The sequence below is a fragment of the Leptolyngbya sp. CCY15150 genome, assembly GCF_016888135.1.
GTDB lineage: Bacteria > Cyanobacteriota > Cyanobacteriia > RECH01 > RECH01 > RECH01.
In genome coordinates this window covers 218,619-239,849 of sequence record NZ_JACSWB010000217.1, presented here as the reverse complement: position 1 = coordinate 239,849, position 21,231 = coordinate 218,619, and the positions used below count along the sequence as shown (strand labels likewise).

The following is a 21,231-nucleotide window of genomic DNA, read 5'->3' as shown; positions in this document are numbered from 1 at the left end:
GAGTTGCGGAGATGCTCCTGCGATCGCTCGACCTCTAGAATTCGCTCAGGAAGAGCTGATAGCGGTAAGCTCCTGCCGGGTTGCCGACAAAATCACCAATCCAGATATAGTAGGTGCCAGCGGGCCAAGAGCCGGAAATTTCTGGCATCAAACCATTCACATCATCAGAACAGTAGCGGCCATCTGGGCCATCCACCAACAGCGTCACATCTCCGGGAGCTTCTACGGATGCGCGGAGGAAGCTAAAGGGACGCGTCACCGTCAAAACGTGGTCGGGGGCAGAGGGCAAATCGGTAAAACCGCAGTCTGCGGTGCGATGGGAGCCGCCTGAGAGACCGGTACCAACTTGAGGATCGGGCGTGAAGCCTGGGGCAAGGTTGAAGGATTGGTAGTCTGCCCGAGCTGGCTGCACCACCGTTGCCATTGCACCAGTGGTCATTGCGCAGGTTGCTAACACAACAGCCGAGCGTTGAAAAATGTTCATAACGGTTTGACCTCGTGAAACAATTTAAGATAATGATTCGCCTGAGAACCAGCTTCGCCTGAGAGTCAGTATCTAGCTCAACCCCTACGAGTTGGACTCCTGATACTCATTCCACCTGCCCTCCAGGGTCTGGAGGAGATGCCCTTGGTTTGTCTAGTCTACGATCGCCTGTAACATTCTCGATTGAGTACAGTATCACCGGTGTTTCAGGATAGCAGGCGGGCAGATATTCCGTATGGACAGAGTGATTTTCGTAACTGAGCGATCGCGACCACTACTTCGATATACAAGCTGCACCATCTTGAACGGGAGGGCTAGTATCCCCTGGTTGTATTGACTACCAAGACTAGGCTTAGTGTTCCCGCCTGTCATTAAAGTGATACAAACAATACATTCTAATTCCTGATCCAAGGTTTGAAGACTATGTGAAGCCTGCGTAAATATACGTAATGACCAAGATTTGTGCTGGGAGAGTTGCCTGGCTCCGTAGCAATGGATGGAAGTAGTGATGGATGATCCTATGGATGGAGGTAGGGGCTGACTGAGGTAGTGATAGATGACCCTATGGATGGCAGAAGCGATCGCTTGCAGTCATGATCCGTTGAGTTTGCTGCAGCTCTCCAGTCAGCAGCGCGGCAGACGGCGGTTCAACGGTAGAATACGCTAGGGAAGGTTTGTCCTGCAGACCAGCAGCGTGAGTTGAGCGACATCCCTAATGGGTCGTGCAGCGCTGGTCGTCACCTGCGGGATCCCAGCGCAACCTGCGGGGTTCTAGCCCAAGGGCTTAGGGCAGAGACGATGAGCCTCGGAGCCTAGTCCATGCGGGTTGGCTCCCATGCCCTAAGACTGAAAGACGCGGGACTCAAGTTCTGCGTTGGTCAACCCACCAACGTCCACATCCATCCGATCACATCTAAAGCACAGCCATGCGTATCTCCTTGAACTGGTTGAACGAACTAGTTGACATCACTCTATCTCCCGAAGAATTAGCCGATGTGCTAACAATGGCTGGCTTCGAAGTTGAAGACATCGAAGACCGACGCACCTGGGCAGATGGGGTGGTCATTGGGCGCGTTCTCCAGCGAGACCCCCACCCCGATGCCGATAAGCTCAGCGTCTGCCAGGTGGACATTGGTGCTGACCAGCCCTCAACGATTGTCTGTGGTGCGGCCAATGTGCAGGCTAACCTCTTTGTGCCCGTTGCAACGGTGGGCAGCTATTTGCCTAAGGTAGACCTGAAAATTCGTCCTCGGAAACTGCGGGGCGTGCCGTCGGAGGGCATGATCTGCTCCTTGAGTGAACTGGGCTTGGAAAAAGAGTCGGACGGCATTCACGTTTTCACCGGCGATGGGCTGAAGCCCGGTCAAGATGTTCGACCCTACCTAGGCCTTGATGATGTGGTGCTAGACCTCACCTCCACCGCCAACCGCGCCGATGCCTTGAGCATGGTGGGCATTGCCCGAGAAGTGGCGGCCATTACCGGTGCGGCGCTGCATTTGCCGGAGGTGCCGTCGGTGGACACAACGACAGGTACATCCATCACGCTAGCGATCGCGGAACGGGAGGCCTGTCCCATCTACCAAGGCACCCGGATTCAGTCCGTGCAGATTGCTCCGTCGCCCAAGTGGCTACAGCAGCGGCTGCAGGCGGCGGGCACCCGTCCGATCAATAACGTGGTGGATATCACCAACTATGTCTTGCTGGAGTGGGGGCAGCCGCTCCATGCCTTTGATGCCGATCGCTTACAGACCGTGACCGGTAGCCCAGAGGTGCAGCTTGGCGTACGCTTTGCCCAGGGGGATGAAACCCTAACGACCTTGGATGGGCAGGAGCGATCGCTGTCCTCTCAGGCTTTGGTGATTACCGCCAACGACCATCCCGTGGCCCTGGCGGGGGTGATGGGCGGAGCTGAGACGGAGGTTCATGGCGAGACTCAAAACCTAGTGCTGGAAGCGGCCTGGTTTGATCCAGCCACCATTCGTCGCTCGGCCCGCAGTCAATCCCTGCGCACCGAGGCTTCCTCGCGCTATGAGCGTGGCGTCAATCCTGCTGGGTTGGCGATCGCTGCCCAGCGAGCCCTGCACCTGATCGCAGATCTGGCGGGAGGCACCGTGGGTGACCAGGCCCTCATGGACGATCGCCCCGATCAGACCCAGCGCATCGTCACCCTGCGCCTCGAACGGGTGAACGATATCCTCGGCCCGACGGTGGTGACCCGAGATAAAGACGGCGACGCCACGGAGGTCGGGGAACTGCAAGCTGCCGATATTGAGCGGATTCTTACGGCCCTAGGCTGCGACCTAGCGGCAACCGACAACGACGGCGAATGGCAGGTCTCCATTCCGCCCTACCGCGATCGCGACCTGCAGCGCGAAATTGACCTGATTGAAGAAGTAGCTCGCCTCCACGGCTACAACAACTTTTGCGAGACCCTCCCCGATAAAAGCGAAGCGGGCTACCTTTCCTTTGAGCAGACCGTGGTGCGTAAGCTGAAGGCTGCCTGCCAGGCCGTGGGGCTCACAGAACTGATTCATTACTCGTTGGTCAAAGCCGAGTCTGGCAATCAGGTGGCCCTAGCTAATCCGCTGCTGGTGGAGTATTCCGCCTTGCGGACGGAACTACTGCCGGGGTTGATGGATGCCTTTCAGTACAACCTAGAGCAGGGGAATGGTGCCCTGAATGGGTTTGAGATCGGGCGCGTGTTTTGGCGCGACGAAGACGGGTTTGATGAAATGGATCGGGTGGGCGGCATTTTGGGCGGTGACGCTCGTCAGAACCGCTGGACGACCAGTGGGCAAGAAACGCCCATGACCTGGTATGAGGCTAAGGGCGTTCTTGATAGTTTGTTTAACCGCCTAGGCTTGGCGGTGGAATATCAACCCGATCGCCGCAATAGCTTGCTGCATCCTGGACGGACAGCCTCCCTATGGATCCATGGCAATCGGCTGGGCACCTTTGGACAGCTCCATCCCCAGATCTGTGAACAGCGGGGGCTGCCCAACGAAGTCTATGGATTTGAGCTGGATCTCGATGCCATTCTTGATGAGATGAACCGAGAAGAGCTGGTGATGCCGATTTTCCAGCCCTACTCGGTCTATCCTGCCTCCGATCGCGATATTGCCTTCTATGCGTCGCTGCAAACGTCGGTGGTGGAGTTAGAGCGGGTGATGCTAAAGGCGGGCGGCACATTGCTAGAGTCGGTGGCTCTGTTTGATGACTATCGCGGGCAAAACGTCCCCGACGGCAAGCGCAGTTTGGCCTTCCGTTTGGTCTACCGGGCCAGCGATCGCACCTTAACCGATGAAGACGTAGAAACCACCCATCGGAATGTGCGGGATGCCCTCGTGGAGAAGTTTGGCGTAGAACCGCGCAGTTAGACCTAGGGGCGATCGCTGCTCTGGATTGGTGAAAACCAGGGAGCGATCGCCCGTGGATCAACCGCCTTCACCATCGCTAGGCTGTGGACAGGTGAGATTCTCAAAGTCGCACTGGTAAATGTAAGGCATTTGCCAACTGAGGGGAATTTCCAAGAGATCTCGGGTGCCCGTGAACCCCTGCCCTATAAACAACAGCACCGCGATGCTATTCAAGACCATGTGGGCTCTGCGCCAGCGGTGTTGGCGATCTTTGTAGATATCTGCCACGATCGCCAGGGAAAACACCATCAAAAGCGCTGCGATAATCCCGTAATAGTAGTGCGAGGTATACCACTCATAGCCTCGTCGAAACACACCATCTTGGCAGCCGAGGATCACCAATCCCATCCCGGTCAAGGTGGCAAAGATGCCGCGCCAGAGGGGTGGTTTTGCTATGTATAACAATACAAACGAGGCGATCGTAGCGACAAATAAGAGAATAAGAAAAACAAACTTAAAGGGATCGGCGCTCCAAAGTTGGTTAGGTAAGATCGACTTCACGACGATGGAATAGAGTAAAGCAATTAGCGTGATCGCCACCACCCAAGCGGACAACCAACGACCAAGCTGTAGATGATCGGGGCCGGTGGCGGGCGCAATTTTACTCTTTTGATGATCGGCGACCTGCAGCCGTCGCTGGCGGGTGAGCACGGCCAACCGTACCACCATGCCAATTAAGGGAAATACCACCACCACGGCCAGCATGGGATGGATGAGTGCAGTCAAGTCTTTCGCTTCCATGATTCTTCCTGTTCTGACGGATGATCAACCGGATGATGTTTGCCCTCCGTTGCTCTGCCCTCATTAACTCGGCACCGATAGACGCTTGGATAGGAAGAAAACGTCTAGCCTGGTCATATCCCCATGCCTCAGCCAGGCCGATGGCGATCGCATCCAGAGGTATGGGTCTAGGGTCAGACGTCTCGTTTATCCAGAGTCTATGGGGCTTTGTCTAGAGGCAGGCTGAGGATCCTAAAAATCGCTACGGCTCATTCTAGAGGGTAAACCTTAGAGGAGGCTGTGAAACCTGGACAAGACGGATGCGGTTTGTGGTGAAATTTTAGTATCTACGTGATTTGGATGACGTTGCCGTTCGGACTGAGTCTGTCGAAGCCCCTAGCCAGGTGACGACAACCATAGAAGATCTAAGATTGCCTCATGAGCCAGACGCGCGGCTATACTGAGGTGAGAAATTCCTTGAACCTTATGGAAATGAGTTGTGTGTGGCGTCGCTTGCGAGTTTCCTGGCTGTTCTGAGTGGTGTTTATTGCCAGGCTGGATCGTGAATATCTATGAAACTGCAAGGTACTATCATCATTCCAGATGCCAAGCTCATCCAATACCTACTGGTTCCCCGCCGGGAAGACGACAAATCTAAATTTTTGGCTCAGGCTGGATTCAACACCACCAACCCCGACCTTCTGAAACAAGCCATTCTGAACCTAGTTCAAACTCACGATGCGGTTCCAGATCGCCAGAACAAATATGGTATCTACTACCTCGTCGAAGGCCCTCTCATTGGCCCTAACGGTACCCTTGCAGCGGTTACGGTTTGGATAGAACGCACTGTAGACGGAATAGTTCAATTTGTTACTCTGAAGCCCAAACGATGAACAACCTCTCTATTGCCCTGTATAGCCGCATCTCACTCAATCGAGACTTTCCCGACTACAACCTCAAGCGAGGAGATATCGCCACGTTGATTGACACTGTTCCCGACCCAGACGGCATCGAAGAAGGTTATATCCTCGAAGTGTTCAATGTACTGGGTGAGTCCATAGATGTCGTCACCGTGCCCAAGTCTGCGGTAGAGCCGCTGCGATCGGATGAAGTGCCGCAAGTGCGTTCTCTTCAGGTAACCAAGCCTCATTTGTGATCGGATTTAAGTTGGCAAGGTGGGGCGGGGCAAACCTGTAGCTTTGTTGTCGGGAAAACAAGTGGTGGAAGCCTTGGACGCAAACAGCAACTTCAACATGGATCAATCCATTTCCTCCCCATCGGTAGACTGGATGTGAGAGTTTATGCCTTGCACGAGCCTTGTGGGTCACAGCGGTACCCAGCCCAGCGATCGCTTAGTCGGTTGATTGGTCTAAGCATTGGCGCGCCAGCTTCATAATGGTGCCAATATCAATGTTGTAGTTGTAGTACGCTAGGGCTTGCCTGAGGGTGCTATGTTCATCAGGAATTTGGCCAATCAGGGCATCAATGCGATCGCTGCTGCATTGAGTGGCAAAGGTATACAGCTCCTGGATCCAATCCTGGGGCATGACCTGTAGATCGTGGTAGGTGATGCTGAGCAGTTGCGAGAGAGAGATAGAGTGCTCTTGCTTGGAAGCTGGCTGAAGGTCTAGGTTCAGGTGCTGGGCAATCGTCTGGATGAGCTGGGATAGGTGAATGGGTTTCTCAATGAAAGCCTGGCAGTCAGCGGTAGCTAGATTGAAGCGATCGCTCTCTAGCACACTAGCCGACATCATGAAAATTGGCGTCTGGGGTTGCTGCTGGGCCTGTTCTGCCTGGCGAATCTGCTGCACCACCTGCCCCCCATCTTGATCCGGCAATCTAAAATCCAGCAAGATCAGGTCAGGCTTATGGGTTTGCCAGGTGAGGAAGGCTTGCTTTCCTGTATTTGCCCGGAGGATCTCAAAGCCCATGGGTGCTAAAGCATCGACCAAGAGCTGCTGACTGCTGGCTTGGTCGTCCACAATCAAAATGCATTGAACGGCTTGATTGGGCAAGAGGCACGCCATGCTCCAAGTTGTGTCCTGGGTGTTTTGCGTCCCACCGTTCTCCGTCGTTTGCACGGGCAGGGTGAAGTAGAAGATACTGCCACAATCGACATCACTGCGCACCTGTAAATGTCCACCTAGGACAGCCACTAAATGTTGGCTAATGGAGAGACCTAGTCCTGTACTGTTGGATAAGCGCCGCCCCGCTGAAGTTTGTTCGAAGGCTTGAAAAATATAGGACTGTTCCTCCGGCGCGATGCCGATGCCCGTATCTTCCACCTGGAATGACAGAAACATCTCCGAAGGGGAAGCGGAGTCGTCCTTGAGCAATGCCGACTCCACTAGCACCCGCAGAATCACGCCGCCTTCCTGGGTAAATTTCAGGGCATTGCCCAGGAGATTGATCAGCACCTGCCGTAGTTTTTGGCTGTCCACAATAACATAGCTCGGAAGGTCGGCATCTAGATCGAGGGTGAAGCTGAGACCTGTACGGCTAGCTTGTTGCTGGAAAAGGCTGTGGAGGGATTCGATCAAAGATGGCAGGTGGCAGGGGATAGCTTCTTGGGTGATGCATCCAGATTCCAAGCGGGCTAGGTCAAGAATGTCATTGACTAGGGTTAAAAGGTAATCACCGCTGTTGAGGATAACTTGACTATATTTTTGATGCTGGCGAGAGAGGGTAAGATCGTTGATTAACAGTTGGGCATACCCCAAGATGGCATTGAGCGGTGTGCGTAATTCATGGCTCATGTTGGCCAGAAAACGACTTTTGGCTTGGTTGGCATCCTCCGCATCTCGTTTCGCTAGCTGCAGCGATCGATTACTGTGTTCCAGGGCTTGGCGTTGCTGACGTTCTTGCTCAATTAAATGGACTTGGGCGATCGCAATTCCGATTTGATCGGCCACCGCCTCGATCAGATCAATCTCCTCCAACGTCCAAGTTCGAAGGCGATCGCACTGGTGCAGACTAATCACGCCATTGGCTTTCCCTTGGTAAAACGTCGCCACCGTGAGCATAGACTGAAGGTTAATTTGCCGGCAAAGATCGGCAGATCGGTTGAGCAATGGATCGGCTAAGACATCATCGCTAGCGATCGCCTGAGGCTGGCTGAGCACCTGCTGCAGATGGGGATTGCCTTCGACAGGAATTGTGATGCCGCGCACGGAGCTGATGGACGGATCGGACACATACTCGGCAACATAGGGAGCCGAGGGAAAGATCTCGTCGGTATAGCGCTGGATCAGGCAGCGACTGGCCTGAAAGGTGTTGCCTAGCTGAGAGACGGTGGTTTGAAAAAGTTGATCGGCATCCAAGCATTGACGAATGCGATCGGTGATGTGTTGGAGTAACAGAGTTTTGCGAAGCTGGTTTTTTAAGGCGAGTTCCGCCTGCTTGCGATCGCTAATGTCATTGTGAATGCCCACCATGCGCAGCGGTGTACCGTTCACAGCCCAGGTAGCTTGCCCGCGCGACAGAATCCACTTATAGCTGCCGTCTTTGCAACGCATTCGCATTTCTAGGTGATGCTTCGGCAGCTCTTGCTTGAGATAGGCGTCGAGGTCTTTCAGGGTGCGATCGCGATCGTCTGGATGAATGAAAGAGACCCAATCATCAAACTGTTTGGGTAGCTCGTGCTGGTCATAGCCAAGCAGGCTTGAGGCAGATGCAATGATCTCCCCGGTTTGAATGTTCCAATCGAAAATATTGTCTTGGGTGCCCTGCAACAGCAGTTGCCATCGCTCTTCCTGGGCCCGTAGATCTTGGTTTTGCTGCTTGATGCTGTGCTGCAGCTTTTGATGGGTGAGGTGGAGCTGGATGCGCGCTAGCAGTTCGTCCGCCTCGTAGGGTTTGGTGACATAGTCAATACCGCCGACCTTAAAGGCTTTCACCTTGTTGAGGCTTTGCTCTAGGGCACTGATAAAAATCACGGGGATGTGATCTAATGGCGCTTTGGCGCGAATGGATTGGCAAATGGTGTAGCCATCCATATCGGGTAGCTTGATATCCAACAGCACCAAATCGGGCGATCGCATCTGCACAGACTTCAGGGCCGTGGCTCCCGTTTTGGCCACGCGAAGGCTATAGCCAGCCGCTTTGAGCAGGTAAGTCAGGAGATGAAGATCCGCAGGGGTATCATCAACGATCAGAATATCAGTGGTGTCAGACATGAGTTGGGTATAAAAAGATATTAAAGTACGGTCAGTTATGAGGGCTGTATTATATATCAAGCTGTCTGGTTGCTACAGCCCATGCAACCCACAGCAGTCGATAGATATCACCATGGTGCGCACCTGTACATGACAAAACGTGCAGCTAAGTAGGGGGCCAACTTGATAGTCCCCGTCTTGGACATCTCTCTTTTTTCTGTCTAGCGTAACTCATCAACTAAGCAAAAAGACTTATTGATGGGTAGTATGCCTGAGCGATCGCTTCATGCCTCAACGTTTTATACAACGGTGCGTTACGGCTGAGCCTAACTGCACCCTACATCATGGTTGATTGGGATCTGCTTACAAAACTTAGGACATCCTAGTTCTGGCATACTGAACGCAGCTTAGCAATACTTCATAATCAAACTGCTCCACCATCCGACCCAAAGCTTGAGCAAGGTCGGCATGGTCAGGTTGAATGGCATCTACAACCTGACGAATGATGACAACATCGCCCAACATTAAGGCATAGTCTAAGTCGAGCAAGACGGCTGGATCTAGTTGGCAGAGAGACGCTATCAGTTGATCCGGCGTCCACGGATGGTGATCATCCAAGCTGGGTTGCTCGCTGTAGCGATAGCGGAGGGATAGGTGCTGCTGTAGGAGGTCAAACAGACTGACTTCGGTGAAAGGCTTGGGTAAGAAAGCGTCACACCCCGACGCCTGAGTTAGATGCTGGTGATCATCAATGCCGGTTGCTGAAATGCCAATGATGATGGTGCGATCGCTTATGGCCAGTTCCTGCTCCAGGTTGCGAATGCGGCGGGTTGCACCATAGCCATCTAAACCCGGCATCCGAAGATCCATAAAAATTACATGGGGTTGCCATGCTTGCCAGATTTGTACCGCTTCTTCGCCATGGCTGGCCTCTTGCATCTCCAGGTCTAGACACCTGAGGTACTGCAGCAGCAAGATGCGATTGATCGGATTATCATCCACCACCAAAATGCGATAGCGCGGCTGCCCTGGCTCCAAGCCGATGATGGTTCGGGAGGCGATCGCCCTTGGCTTTGCAGCAGGTAAGGCAGACTGCACGGGGATCGTCAGACAGAAGCAACTGCCGCGCCCCACCTGACTTTCCACGGTGAGGCTTCCGCCCATCAGGCGCACAAATTCGTGGCTGATCGTCAGCCCCAACCCGGTGCCCATGCGGCTCTTCCGTCCGGCTTCTCCTTGGCTAAAGGCATCAAACAGCGTTTCTTGATCTGTGGGAGCAATGCCACAGCCGGTATCCATAACGTGAATATGTAAATGGAAGCTGGGATCACTTGAACTGTCCACAGAGACCGTAATTTGACCTGTTTCGGTGAACTTAATGGCGTTATCGATCAAATTGATCAATATTTGCCGTAGCTTCATCTCGTCTGTGTCTACCCATTGGGGCACCGCCGGCGATCGCTCCATCGACAAGAGCAGACCCTTTTCAGCGGTTCGCAGAATGAACAGGCTTTGCAGATCCGCCAGCAATCCCCACATATCCGCCGTGCTGGTTTCTAAGACCATCGTGTTGGATTCCACCCGGGCCAGATCCAACACTTGGTTGATCACGCTGAGCAAATGATCGCCGCTCTGCTCAATGATGGCGGCATAGGTAGCATCCTCGGAGGACAGGTTTAGGTTGCGTTGCAGCAGGCGGGCAAATCCTAGAATGGCATTCAGGGGCGATCGCAATTCATGGCTAATGTTGGCAATAAAGATACTCTTGGCCTGATTGGCGGCCTCAGCGGCCTCCCGGGCCTGCTCTAGGGCAATCTCAGCCTGTTTGCGATCGTGAATATCGCGGCCCACGGCTTGGAGTTCCACAAGCTGCCCCTGAAGGTCATAAATCGCCCGATTCGTCCACTGCATCCACCGGGCTTGACCGTTGACCAAGACGCGATGTTCCACCACGCCCACGGGATGGTCGGGGGAGAGCGACGCCAAACAGCGATCGACAATCGGTTGATCATCGGGATAAATTCTGTTTTTGTAGTGACGGTTAAGAACGTCCTCCCGAGAGAGGCCGTAATAGCGACATAGAGCATCATTCACAAACGTCAGCGTGCCGTCGGCACGAAACCGTTTGATCAGCTCCGTTTGGTCTTGCAGAATAGATAAGTAGCGGGCTTCCGATTGCAGCAGCAGTTCTTCCACCTGCTTGCGATCGCTAATATCGCTGAGGAGTCCATCCCACACAAGACCTTCAGGGGCGTGGTAGGGCCGGGATTTTCCCTGAATCCATTTCAACCGGCCAGACGGCGTCACCAATCTCCCTTCCCAAGACCAAGGGGCGCGATGCTGAACGGCTTGGGCAACGGAAGCATTTAAGGACGGCAGATCCTCAGGATGAATCAAATTCCAGATGTTGTTTGCATCTTGGATAATTTGCTCGGGCGATACTTCAAACAGCTCGCTTGCGCCAGAACTGGCGTAGGTAAATTGCCCTGGGGTGTCTGCTTGTGGCAAATATCGGTAGATCATGCCAGGCGTATTAGCCACCAGGGTTTGGAAACGGGCCTCACTCTCTCGCAGGGCTGCCTCGGCACGCTTGCGATCGCTAATGTCGGTGATCAGAGCATAGTAGCCTCGTACCTGGCCCTCGCGATCCCGATCAGGAACTAAGACCCCAGAAATATAGCGACCTTGGCCACCTTGGTAGGGTAGGTTGGCTTCATAGATCACCGTGGTTCCTGCCAAGACCTGCTCAACATGGTGCCGCACCTGACGGTAGGCTTCATCGCCAATCACGTCTTTAACCGTGCGCCCTAGGATCTCTTCCTTCCGACAGCCAAACCATTTTTCGTAGGTGTGGTTCACAAACTGATAGCGTTGCGAGGCATCAATATAGGCAATGCAGCCGGGAATGGAATCGGTAATCAGTTGCAGGCGGGCTTCACTGGCCTGCAGCGCTAGTTCTGTTTGCTTGCGATCGCTAATATCGTCGGCCAAGCCAATAAACCGCAGTGGCTGCCCCGCCTCATCTCGAATCACAGAAACGATGGCTGAAATCCAACGAATGGCACCATCCGGGCGCACAATCCGGTACTCACGGCGGACAGGTTGTCCCTGCCATTGCTCAGCTAGCGAGGCAGTCACCTGATCGCGATCGTCGGGGTGAATGGCCTCTAGCCAATCACTGGGGTTGTCCTGAAGAGCCTGCCGCGATCGCCCCCAAATTTTTTCGTAGGCGGGGCTAATGTAGATATAGCGATCGGGGTTGAGGGCTCGCACAAAGAACATTTGAGGAATGGTGTTGGCAATTTCCTGAAATCGTTCTTCGCTTTCCTGCAGCGCCAGTTCCACCAGCTTGCGATCGGTGATGTCGGCCACAATGCCCGCTAGCCGCACCACCTCGCCTTGCTGGTTGCAAATGGGTTGCCCCTTGGCTTGGATGTAGCGAACCTTGCCAGTTTGCGTGATGATCCGCAGATCGGTATCGAAGGGCTGAAGGGCGATCGCTGCCTCAACTACCTCTTGCTGAAAGCGATCGCGATCGTCGGGATGAATTTGTTGAATGGTTAGGTCAGGGCGAGGGACGGGCGACTGGGGATCTGCTTCATAGATGCGGTACAGCTCCTCCGACCAGGTCACCACTTGGGTCGTGAGATCAAATTCCCAGCTACCTAGGCGGGCAATGCGCTGGGACTCGTTGAATGCCGATGTTGTTTCGTCCACGTGCCCTTTCAAAGCCTTGACATAGGTTGAGCGTAGTTAGTTTTCAGATTACAGCGCCTGCACCATCTGATAAGGGGGTGGCTGGAGTGATACAAGTTTTTGCACTTGGGTGGGTTGGGGGGTAGGTGACCAGCGGTAGAATAAGGTTTGATCAGTTTCGTCTAACGCTAGCACAGGCCGCACCACCCTGCGAGACACCCAAGCGTCTAAGGCGATCACACCTCTCTCTACAAACATAGCGCCCAACGTTCACTCATCCTCATCCCCTTCTAGATTTTTTCATAGGTTTTCTGGTTTTAAGCCTGTTTTCTTTGCAATCCGGCTGAGCATTTTTGCTCCAATTTCATCACTATCTCGAAAGGCAAACACATAGTCCTCATATCCCTCTCGTTCCAAGATTTTATGGGAGCCTGTTTGACGTTTTACTTGCCAACCAATCTTTTCTAATGCAGCTAGAACTTTTCTGGCTTTGGTCGATGCCCACTGACTCATCCAACCTCTCTCTATGCAGCGGTAAACGTTAGGCTGGTTAAGCCCAACATCATCTCACCATGCTCTAGCTTGTCAGCAATCACCCGCAAAGCAAGCGCCTGGACATGGGCGATCGCCTGTTGCTGATTTTCGCTATAGACTAAAACACCAGGGATTTCTAACACTTCTGCAATCCAGCGTCCATCGTTTTCTTGTTCTGTTTCAATGGTGAACTGATTGGTGAACTGATTTGAGAACTGAGCTTGTATCATATTGCCTCCTGCTACGGTTTTCTCCTTAAATATATTGGTTCTGAGCTATATTTGAAGCCCAAAATAGATGCGCTCTACTCATGCCTAATCGTTTGGCAAGCCTAGATCGGGTAGGCTGTTGACGATCTTGACGGTTTCGAGGCTGACGGTGATCACCTTTTTGATGAGGCGGACGATGTATTGCTCATCATCGAGGTTGTTGGGGTCGTTGGTGATGCCGCTGCGTTTGTCGGTTTTGATGCGGTATTGGTCAATCACCCAATCGAGGGCTGAGCGGTTGCCCAGGCGATATTCAAACGCTTCTGGGGGGATGCCTGTGAGGGTGAGGAAGTCGTTGTATTTGAGTTGGGTTTTGTCTTTGCTGAGGCGCATTTTCTCGACGCGCCAGTCGATCGGCAGATCTTTGTTTTCCTCATGTTTGAGGCGATATTCGGGCTGATCTTCGTAGTGAACGTGGATTTCGGCTAGGCGCTTGCCAGCGATGGCAAAGGGGCGAAAGTCTGGAGCAAAGGGAATGCGGGGTAGCTCTCGTTTGAGGTTGGCAGCGTAGCGGGTGCGATAGTGGGGATGATGGAGAACGGCGTAGGTGTAGTGGAAGATGTCCCACTTGGTAATGCTGTGATCTTGATAGTGGGTTTGAAATTGCTCCAATGCCCAATCGGTGATGTTGTCTCTACGGTTACTGCCGTCTTCATCATAAGTATAAAAGGGGAAACATTGAGTTTGGCGACCACCGTAATGTAATCCAGGAATACAGTTTGTTAACTGGGATGAAAATGGAATTTGAGCTTCATTGACCACACAAATAACTTGATTTTCATTTTCAGTAGAAACTGTTGGAAATATTTTTGGTAGCTGTCCTCTTCTATGATTTAGAACTGAGTCAAAGTAAAGATACTGTTGGCTAAAAGGTCTGTATAACGATGTTCGTATTCTTTGGTTGTCAAACTCAGTAGACACTCCAGCTTTCAATAGTTCTTTTAATCGGCTGCTCCATTTAATTTTCTGATCGTCATAAAGAACAAATGCATCAATATTCTTTCCTCTATCGCTCCTAGACAACCATTGATAGACCTGAGCATTATACGTTTCTATGAACAGTTTTATATTTTTTGTTAACTCATCAATCTGAAAGTTGTATACCCAATTATCTCTATTTGTATTTACGCCTAAACTATAGTTCACAAAAATTGTGTCGGGTTCGCCAACCCCTGTTTTTGTTTCTTTATTACCTACTGGGATAAAGGAATCATAGTCTTCTTTTAGATCTTTTGTAAGCCAAGTGTGTTTACCGTCTGGCTTTATAAGTTCCCAATCAATTCTTGAAGCCACTCGCTGTTGTTCAATCCAGGAAAACTTTCCCTTTCGAGTTGCACGAAAATCAACCTCTGAATAATATATTTCGCATTCTTCTAAATTTCTTTTCTTGACAAAAAGATTGACTGACACACCAACCATTGCAGCAAGACCGAAAACAGTATGTTCTTCACCTAAAGGTATTCCATCTCGCATTGAATCCTTCCGTATATCACCGTGAAGATTCAATATGTAAATTTTTGAAAAATCATCTTCCAGATTTTTTCTGACTCCATCAAAGGAAATCTGATCTAAAAATCCATTATTGGTCACAAAAGCAATGATTCCTTCAGAATCTAGCCTGTCCGCAGCCCATCTTAATGCCCTTACATAAGGATCATTAAGTTTGTGTGTACTAGATGCCTTTGAGTCATGAGAATATGTATCTGAAATGCGTTGGTCAAGAACTTTATACTTTCGATTTTTATTGTTGTCATTCTCATTTAATTGATTAGAGTTATAGGGTGGATTGCCAATGATAATAAAAATTTCGGTTTCCTTCTGTTTCTCAACTCTTTCTGTATTTTTTTGGGTAAAAAGTGAAAGTTGCTGTTGCTTAGCCTCAGCCAATTCAAAAGTGTCTACCAAACAAATCCCTTCAAAAGCTTGATAGTTGCCAGTTTGTTCAAAATATTCATGCTCAATATTCATAGAAGCAATGTAGTAAGGCAATAGCATCACCTCATTACAATGCAACTCATGTTCATACTTGTGAGGCAATGCAGATTTCTGAATTTCGGCAATTTCTCGCATCACCCGAATGATGAAATTTCCCGTTCCCACAAATGGATCGAGAATGTGAACCCCTTCATCCACCAGAGACTTGCCAAACTCCCGTTGCAAGATGTCTTCTACACTTTTCACCATGAAACTAACGATTGGTTGGGGTGTGTAGACAATGCCATGGGTATCAGCAACCTTCACCGAAAAACCCTGAAAGAATTTTTCATAGACGGTATTAAGAAAATCCTGTTTCTGAGCAAAATCATCAATGGTCGCTGCTGTTTCTTCGATCGCCCCATAGAAGCGATCCAAGCTACTTAAAAAGTGAGTACGGCTAAATGATTTGGAGGTGAGAGCATTGATCACCTTTTCAATTTCTACCGCAATGATATTGCGTTGGGCAAAGTCTGGATTATTGAAAACACTGCGAAAAATCCGCTCGGTTAGTAAATGCTGAATCAGCATTTCTTCAACCGCCGATTCAGAAAGATTAGGGTTAATCGACTGCCGACAAAGTTCTAAAAAAGTTACAAAAGCATCAATGAATTTTTTGTTAGTTTTTCTTTGCTTTTGGATGAGTTCTAGCAGCGCTGTAGCGTGGTCTTTGACGCGATCGCCAAATTCCGTAGCCGCCTTTTCCCACTGGTCGATCGCAGGTGGGCGATACTCCAAAAACACCCGCACCACATCCACCAACTCTTGATCATTGGTGAGATCCGCCTCCATCACCAGCCTTCCATCCTGGTAGAGAATAGCGCGATCGGGCTGTTGAAAGATGATGTTGTCTTTGGGGTAGCCAACCTGAAATTTTTTCTGAACTTCCTTTTTCAGATCGTCCTTACTGTCCTTTGCTTCCCAGTAGGCTCTCGCCAAATTGAAGCTATCCACCAATGCACCATCTACCCGTAAGGGCTGTTTCTTGGGGCGCTTAATGGCGTATTGGGGTATCAACGTCCATCCAAACTGTCGGCCACAAGACACCAGTAGATCCTGAAATGCCGTTTGCACTGCTGTTTCATGCGTAACCCCTAGTCTGCGATAGTCCTCTAGAGCCTGATAGTAGGCTTTCACGGGTTTGTGAGTAGGCTTGAGGCTGAGCGTAGACATGGCGCTATCTATCAACAGTTTTAGGACGTTATCTCCAAGTATGGCGAATGTGACACCAAAAAACCCGTCTTTTACGGATCATTTAGCCTTCTAACCCAGAGGAATGTAACCCCAGTAACGGTTTATCATTTCTCTGAGAAGGGGAAAAAAGGGCGATCGCCTGCCACCATGGTCTGCTAAATGCCCCGGTACGCCTCTAGCACCATGGGGGGGCTTCGTTCTCTCGGGGGGCATAGCGTAGGCGTGGAGATGGGGCGTAATCACAGCGGCAAACCAGCGATCACCCTAGGTGCTTACAGGATGTGATGGGTTCATCTAGCTCAGCCCCGCGACATAAAAAAGAGGGCGCACTAGCACCCCCCTCTCGTTCATTCAAGGGCTGAGCCCACTGCAACTTAGCGTTTCTTGATGTCTTTAGCCATATTGCGGAACATGTCCATGCTGCTATCCAACTTACGCTGCCCAGTCGCCTCGTTGGTGTTGAAGGACGGAGTAGGCGTATTAGGCGTAGATGACATGGACTGAGTTGAGCCAGAGGCCGTGGAATCCCGCTTCACCGGTTGAGGGGTTGTAGATTTGGTGAAGTCCATGGTTTCCATGGCGGATACGGCTTTGGTGTACTCGCCAACCACTTTCCCCTTGGGGAAGGTTTTCTTAACCGACTTGGCGGTTCTCATATAGTCGATGTTGCCGTAGGTTTTGGCTTCATCGGGATCTAGAAAATAGGCCGTAGATTCTTTGGGAGTGTTCTTATCAGGCTGGGTGGAGGAGGAATCGTCTTGCTTCTTCTTCGACCCAAAAATGCCGCGAATAAATCCTGTCATGGTTGCCTATGCCGTCTCATAATGCGCTTGTACCTTAAATTCTATTAAAAAAATGTAAATAAATCTGAAATCAACGTGACAAAGCTGCTGATTTTCCGCCATGGGTTGCAAATTCGTGCAGGCATCTCTGCGATCGCCCAATCACTCAAGGCTGATCTATCCGCTGCAGCAGTTGCCGCACCACCGCTGCATCCTGAGCCAGGGGGGCCGCATCGAGATAGGTTTGGAGATCGCGGCTGGCATCGGCCCATTGGCCCAGTTGGTAATAGAGCAGGCCGCGATCGCGGGTTTCCTGCAGGGCATCTGGGCAGAGCATGATGATCCGCTCAATATCCGCTAAGGCTTTCAGCCATTCGTTGTGGTGGAGATGGATATATTTCAGGTTGGTTAGCAGGCGGGCCAGAAAACGATGGGCATCAATGGCATCCGTGTAGGCAGCTTGCCACGGCACAGGGCGGCCATAGATGTGATCGAGGCGAGCTTGGCAGTCTTGCTGAAATAAAATCTCTCCGCCATGGAAGGGATCCACAAAAACCTCCATCTCGTTCACCATAGGGCGGATGAGGAAATGCCCCGGTAGACCAATGCCCACCATGGGAAACTCTAGCCGCTGGGCCAATTCTAGGTACACCAAGGACAGGGTGATGGGAATGCCGGTGCGGCGATCGAGCACCTGGTTGAGGTAGCTATTTTTAGGATCGTAGTAATCTTTTGTATTGCCGGTATAGCCCAAATCATCGTAGAGATATTGGTTGATGGTTTGAATCAGGCGTAGGGGATAGGGCTCCAGGGGCAGGCGATCGCTAATGGCCAGGGCCATGGCATCGAGTTGCTCTAGGTAGACCTCGACGGCAAGATGGGGATACTCTTCTTGGGCAATGTACAACGCTGCCTTGGCGATATTCATCTGCGCTGGCGGTTGCTGCACTTCATCCCAAAAGAGCTGTCGGGCTTTTAGGTTCGAAATCATACACCCCCCAGTTGATTGAGCAGCCAGGCTAAGCGAACCTGGGCAATATCTAGACTATCGAGAATCTTCGAGTTGGGGGGCAGGTCATTGAGTCCACTGTCTTGATCCGGCACACCTCCCAAACGGGTCACGGTGCTGCGCAGGCGATCGGAAAGCAGGATCGAGAGGGCCCGGTAGAAATGGGAGGCAAACGCCACATCTTGAGATAGCTTGGCGGTGAGCATCAGGCGCGGGATTGCCCAAACCGATGCATCTTCTAGGGCCTGGACGGTAGCGGAGGGAGGACGATCTTCAACAAATGACATTTCGCCCACCAACTCTCCCACCGAGAGATGGGCCACTTCTCGGTTGCCCAAGGCTTGGACGCAAACGGCAAAGGTGCCGGTCAAGATCAAATATAAAGCGTCAATAGACTCACCTTCTTGGATCAGCATTTGTCCGGCCGTGAGGTGGCGGTGTTGTCCGCTGGTGAGCAGCCATTCAAAGTCGCGATCGCTGAGTTCTGCCAGAATATAGAGTGATTTTTTCATAACCGTGGTTTGAATAATGGACTATAGGTGAATGGCCAAACCCATCGCATCCCCAGAGCGATCGCCATGGATTAGGGCAGCGTTGCTGGGGGATGGTTGATGGTAGCTGATTTCGTTCAAAAATGTCCTCGTCCGATCATCCTAAAAGGGCGATCTACAAGGGCGATCGCTCTGGTTTGCTCCCATTGGAGGACGGCGGTAGATGGTAGTCTTGCCCCGAGCCGTACTGCCAAGCGTCGAGTAGGCGGCTGAGGTAGTAGCGCTGGGGGTTGGGCAAGGTTTTAATCTGAGATTGCCACAGGGCTCCGATCTGGAAGAGCGCAGCGTAGAGCCCCAGATTGAGGTAGTGTCTTGTCCAAGCCAGCAGGGCCAGGATGCCCACTTGGGGGACGACGTTGATCACGGTGCCTGGATGGAATAGGCCGGTGCGCACCAGGGTTTGCAGCAGGGCCGGAAACTGCACTACGTCTTGCAAAAAGGGCTTAAGGACAGGATCGCCCAACTGGGACATTTCTTGGAAGACGGCGGCCAGGAGTTCATTGATCTGCTGGGGGGCGATCGCTTGCTGAACGCCGACGCTCATGGCTTTTTGGAACAGCCAGGTGACGCTGAGATTGGGCTGGTAGGGCTGCAGGCGCGCTAGGGCCGCTTGGCTGAGCAGGTCGGCATCGAGGGCGCTATGGATGCCCTGGGTGAGGCGATCGAGATGGCGAATCATGTTGCCAAAGCCGCCAAAACTTAGGGGTGACTGACTGCCGCTGCTGTCGCCAATGGGCAGAATTCGATCCCAGGGCGATCGTAGGGGACTGTGGCGATAGCAAGGAAAAAAGCCAAAGAGGGCGCGTTTCCAGGTGAGGCTATCTAGCTCAACGCCTTGATAATCCGGCAAGAGGCGTAAATAGTCGTCAAATAGGCTTTCTAAGCTAGGGCGATCGGGGTGCAGATCCACATAAGTGAAGAGATAGGTGGTGCGGCCATCCTTGGCAGGAAACGCTTCCCAAAAATACTGGCACTGGTGCTGAATCGGCGTGAAGGAGACAAAGAGGTCGCCGGTGGCATTTTCCGGGTAGCCACTGGCACAGGTGCCGACGACTAAACAAGCGGCGTCGGGTGGCGCACCTTGGCGGGCCTGTAGGGCAATGGGCGAAAAATGCCCCATGGCATCCAGCACTAAGCGGGTGGTGAAGGTCTGAACGTGATCGCCTTGGCGGGTCGCGATCGCCACCCCGTTGCTGTGAACCGTGAGAGACTCCACCGCCGTCTGCTCCAGCACCTGCCCGCCCGCCTCTAGAAATCGCTGTTTCAGGCAGTCCAGCAGGATCACCGGATCCACACCGCTGTTAAGGACACCATCGACCCAAACGCCTGGGCCATCGCCAAACTGAATGCGTGCCGGGCCATAGTCCGTGGCGATCGCAGCCTCTAATTCCGCCGCCGACAGCAGCCCCACCTGCACCAAGGCCGCCAGTTCGTGGCGCGAAATATTCCACTCCTGCTCCCGGCCCTTGAGCACACCGCGCTCCAGCACCGCCACCCGCCAACCCCGCTGGGCCAAGGCGCAGCCGATCATAATCCCCAGCGTGCCGCCACAAACAGCCACGTCCCAGTCGGGCGACGCAAGGCTGGTATCATCTTGATGGACGACCGTCGGGCTGGGAATGTGGCCCTGTTTGTAGTCCTGCCAGCGGGCATCTAGGCGACGCAGACCGCTGAGGCTATCACCGGGGAGTTGGGAGAGAATCTGTTCAGTGTGGGTCATAGGGGCAGGATGGCATGGAGTCGCTATCTTGATCCTAGCGCTCTCCTTCGGAAATCCTGCAGATCCCTACGAATCCCTAGAGAGTGTCCTCTCCGGCATAGGGCATCCGAGTCGGGGGCACAATCATGTGGCTAGCCATGAAAAACTCCACCAAGAGGGAGCCAAAGCGGATCACATCGCCATCATGGAGATCGTAGCGATCGCCTGCTCCTAGGCGCTGTCCGTTGATCCAGGTACCGTTGCTGCTGCCCACATCGGCAAGGTAAAACTGACCGGAATGGTGACCAATCACCGCATGGTGCCGCGAAATGGACAGGTGTAAAATCGGCAGGGCACAGCTAGAATGACGACCGACTAACCAACTAGAGGCGATCGCCGTTGCCCAGGCCTCGCCCACCCGCTCGGCAGACGCGACCAGATTGGTGACTAAAAAATTGGTGCGTCCTGTGGCGATCGCCTGAATATAGTTGGAGGTTACCTGGCAGCGTTCCCGCACCTTGAGGACGGGCTGCATAACCGTTTTCACTTTATCCAAGTTATAGCCGCAGTCGGCAATTAACGAACAAGAGACCGACGGTGGACATTCCACAACGCTAAAGGGCCAGTCGGTAGATGAACTAGGCCAGGAAGGCTGCACGTCTAAGTTTGACATCGTTCGTACTGAGTTCTCTCTGAAAGTCGTTAGATTAACTCTGCTCTGAGAAAGAACGGATGAACGCCGCTGGCGA

Annotated in this window: 16 protein-coding genes; 3 read left to right on the top strand and 13 right to left on the bottom strand. The window is 52.3% G+C overall.

The features are described from left to right. Nucleotides 1-34: 34 nt before the first annotated feature. A complete protein-coding gene (locus JUJ53_RS17270) occupies nt 35-439 on the bottom strand; it encodes a hypothetical protein (RefSeq protein ID WP_204153264.1) in 405 nt (134 codons plus the stop codon). A 971-nt stretch (nt 440-1,410) separates the two neighbouring features. Here JUJ53_RS17270 and pheT point away from each other — a divergent pair. Next, on the top strand, nt 1,411-3,861 hold the full coding sequence (pheT, locus tag JUJ53_RS17265; protein WP_204153263.1) for a phenylalanine--tRNA ligase subunit beta: 2,451 nt from the start codon (nt 1,411-1,413) through the stop codon (nt 3,859-3,861). A gap of 57 nt (nt 3,862-3,918) precedes the next feature. On the opposite strand, the gene JUJ53_RS17260 is transcribed toward pheT, so the two are convergent. Then, nucleotides 3,919-4,641 carry a DUF4079 domain-containing protein gene (locus tag JUJ53_RS17260; RefSeq protein ID WP_204153262.1) on the bottom strand — a complete coding sequence of 241 codons (723 nt, stop codon included), beginning with the start codon at nt 4,639-4,641 and terminating at the stop codon, nt 3,919-3,921. Nucleotides 4,642-5,192: 551 nt separating this feature from the next. Here JUJ53_RS17260 and JUJ53_RS17255 point away from each other — a divergent pair. Next, nucleotides 5,193-5,513, top strand: coding sequence for a DUF6883 domain-containing protein (locus tag JUJ53_RS17255; RefSeq protein ID WP_204153261.1), 321 nt, complete (start codon nt 5,193-5,195; stop codon nt 5,511-5,513). Then, entirely contained in the window at nt 5,510-5,776 is a 267-nt protein-coding gene (locus tag JUJ53_RS17250; RefSeq protein ID WP_204153260.1) for a DUF4926 domain-containing protein, read from the top strand. The genes JUJ53_RS17255 and JUJ53_RS17250 overlap by 4 nt, the downstream gene beginning before the upstream one ends. A 196-nt stretch (nt 5,777-5,972) precedes the next feature. Here the strand turns inward: JUJ53_RS17250 and JUJ53_RS17245 are convergent, their stop codons facing one another. From JUJ53_RS17245 to JUJ53_RS17195, 11 genes are all read right to left on the bottom strand, one after another. Continuing rightward, entirely contained in the window at nt 5,973-8,795 is a 2,823-nt protein-coding gene (locus JUJ53_RS17245) for a response regulator (RefSeq protein ID WP_204153259.1), read from the bottom strand. A gap of 351 nt (nt 8,796-9,146) precedes the next feature. Beyond that, nucleotides 9,147-12,491 (bottom strand): PAS domain S-box protein, encoded by a 3,345-nt coding sequence (locus JUJ53_RS17240; protein ID WP_204153258.1) that lies wholly within the window; start codon nt 12,489-12,491, stop codon nt 9,147-9,149. 48 nt (nt 12,492-12,539) lie between these two features. Further along, nucleotides 12,540-12,728, bottom strand: a complete 189-nt coding sequence (locus JUJ53_RS17235; protein ID WP_204153257.1) for a hypothetical protein — start codon at nt 12,726-12,728, stop codon at nt 12,540-12,542. Nucleotides 12,729-12,770: 42 nt separating this feature from the next. Continuing rightward, nucleotides 12,771-12,983 carry a type II toxin-antitoxin system HicA family toxin gene (locus tag JUJ53_RS17230; RefSeq protein ID WP_204153256.1) on the bottom strand — a complete coding sequence of 71 codons (213 nt, stop codon included), beginning with the start codon at nt 12,981-12,983 and terminating at the stop codon, nt 12,771-12,773. A gap of 11 nt (nt 12,984-12,994) precedes the next feature. After that, nucleotides 12,995-13,234 carry a type II toxin-antitoxin system HicB family antitoxin gene (locus tag JUJ53_RS17225; RefSeq protein ID WP_204153255.1) on the bottom strand — a complete coding sequence of 80 codons (240 nt, stop codon included), beginning with the start codon at nt 13,232-13,234 and terminating at the stop codon, nt 12,995-12,997. 84 nt (nt 13,235-13,318) lie between these two features. Beyond that, the gene (locus JUJ53_RS17220; protein ID WP_204153254.1) at nt 13,319-16,420 is read right to left on the bottom strand and encodes a type ISP restriction/modification enzyme; all 3,102 of its coding nucleotides are present in this window, start codon (nt 16,418-16,420) and stop codon (nt 13,319-13,321) included. Nucleotides 16,421-16,815: 395 nt separating this feature from the next. Continuing rightward, nucleotides 16,816-17,244: a hypothetical protein gene (locus JUJ53_RS17215; protein ID WP_204153253.1), complete on the bottom strand. Its 429-nt coding sequence runs from the start codon at nt 17,242-17,244 to the stop codon at nt 16,816-16,818. 145 nt (nt 17,245-17,389) lie between these two features. Then, nucleotides 17,390-18,211 (bottom strand): transglutaminase-like domain-containing protein, encoded by an 822-nt coding sequence (locus tag JUJ53_RS17210; protein WP_343327976.1) that lies wholly within the window; start codon nt 18,209-18,211, stop codon nt 17,390-17,392. Then, the gene (locus JUJ53_RS17205) at nt 18,211-18,744 is read right to left on the bottom strand and encodes a cyclic nucleotide-binding domain-containing protein (protein WP_204153251.1); all 534 of its coding nucleotides are present in this window, start codon (nt 18,742-18,744) and stop codon (nt 18,211-18,213) included. The genes JUJ53_RS17210 and JUJ53_RS17205 overlap by 1 nt, the downstream gene beginning before the upstream one ends. A 154-nt stretch (nt 18,745-18,898) precedes the next feature. Further along, nucleotides 18,899-20,503 (bottom strand): FAD-binding oxidoreductase, encoded by a 1,605-nt coding sequence (locus JUJ53_RS17200; RefSeq protein ID WP_204153250.1) that lies wholly within the window; start codon nt 20,501-20,503, stop codon nt 18,899-18,901. Nucleotides 20,504-20,579: 76 nt separating this feature from the next. Next, nucleotides 20,580-21,155: an FHA domain-containing protein gene (locus JUJ53_RS17195; protein WP_204153249.1), complete on the bottom strand. Its 576-nt coding sequence runs from the start codon at nt 21,153-21,155 to the stop codon at nt 20,580-20,582. Nucleotides 21,156-21,231 lie beyond the last annotated feature (76 nt).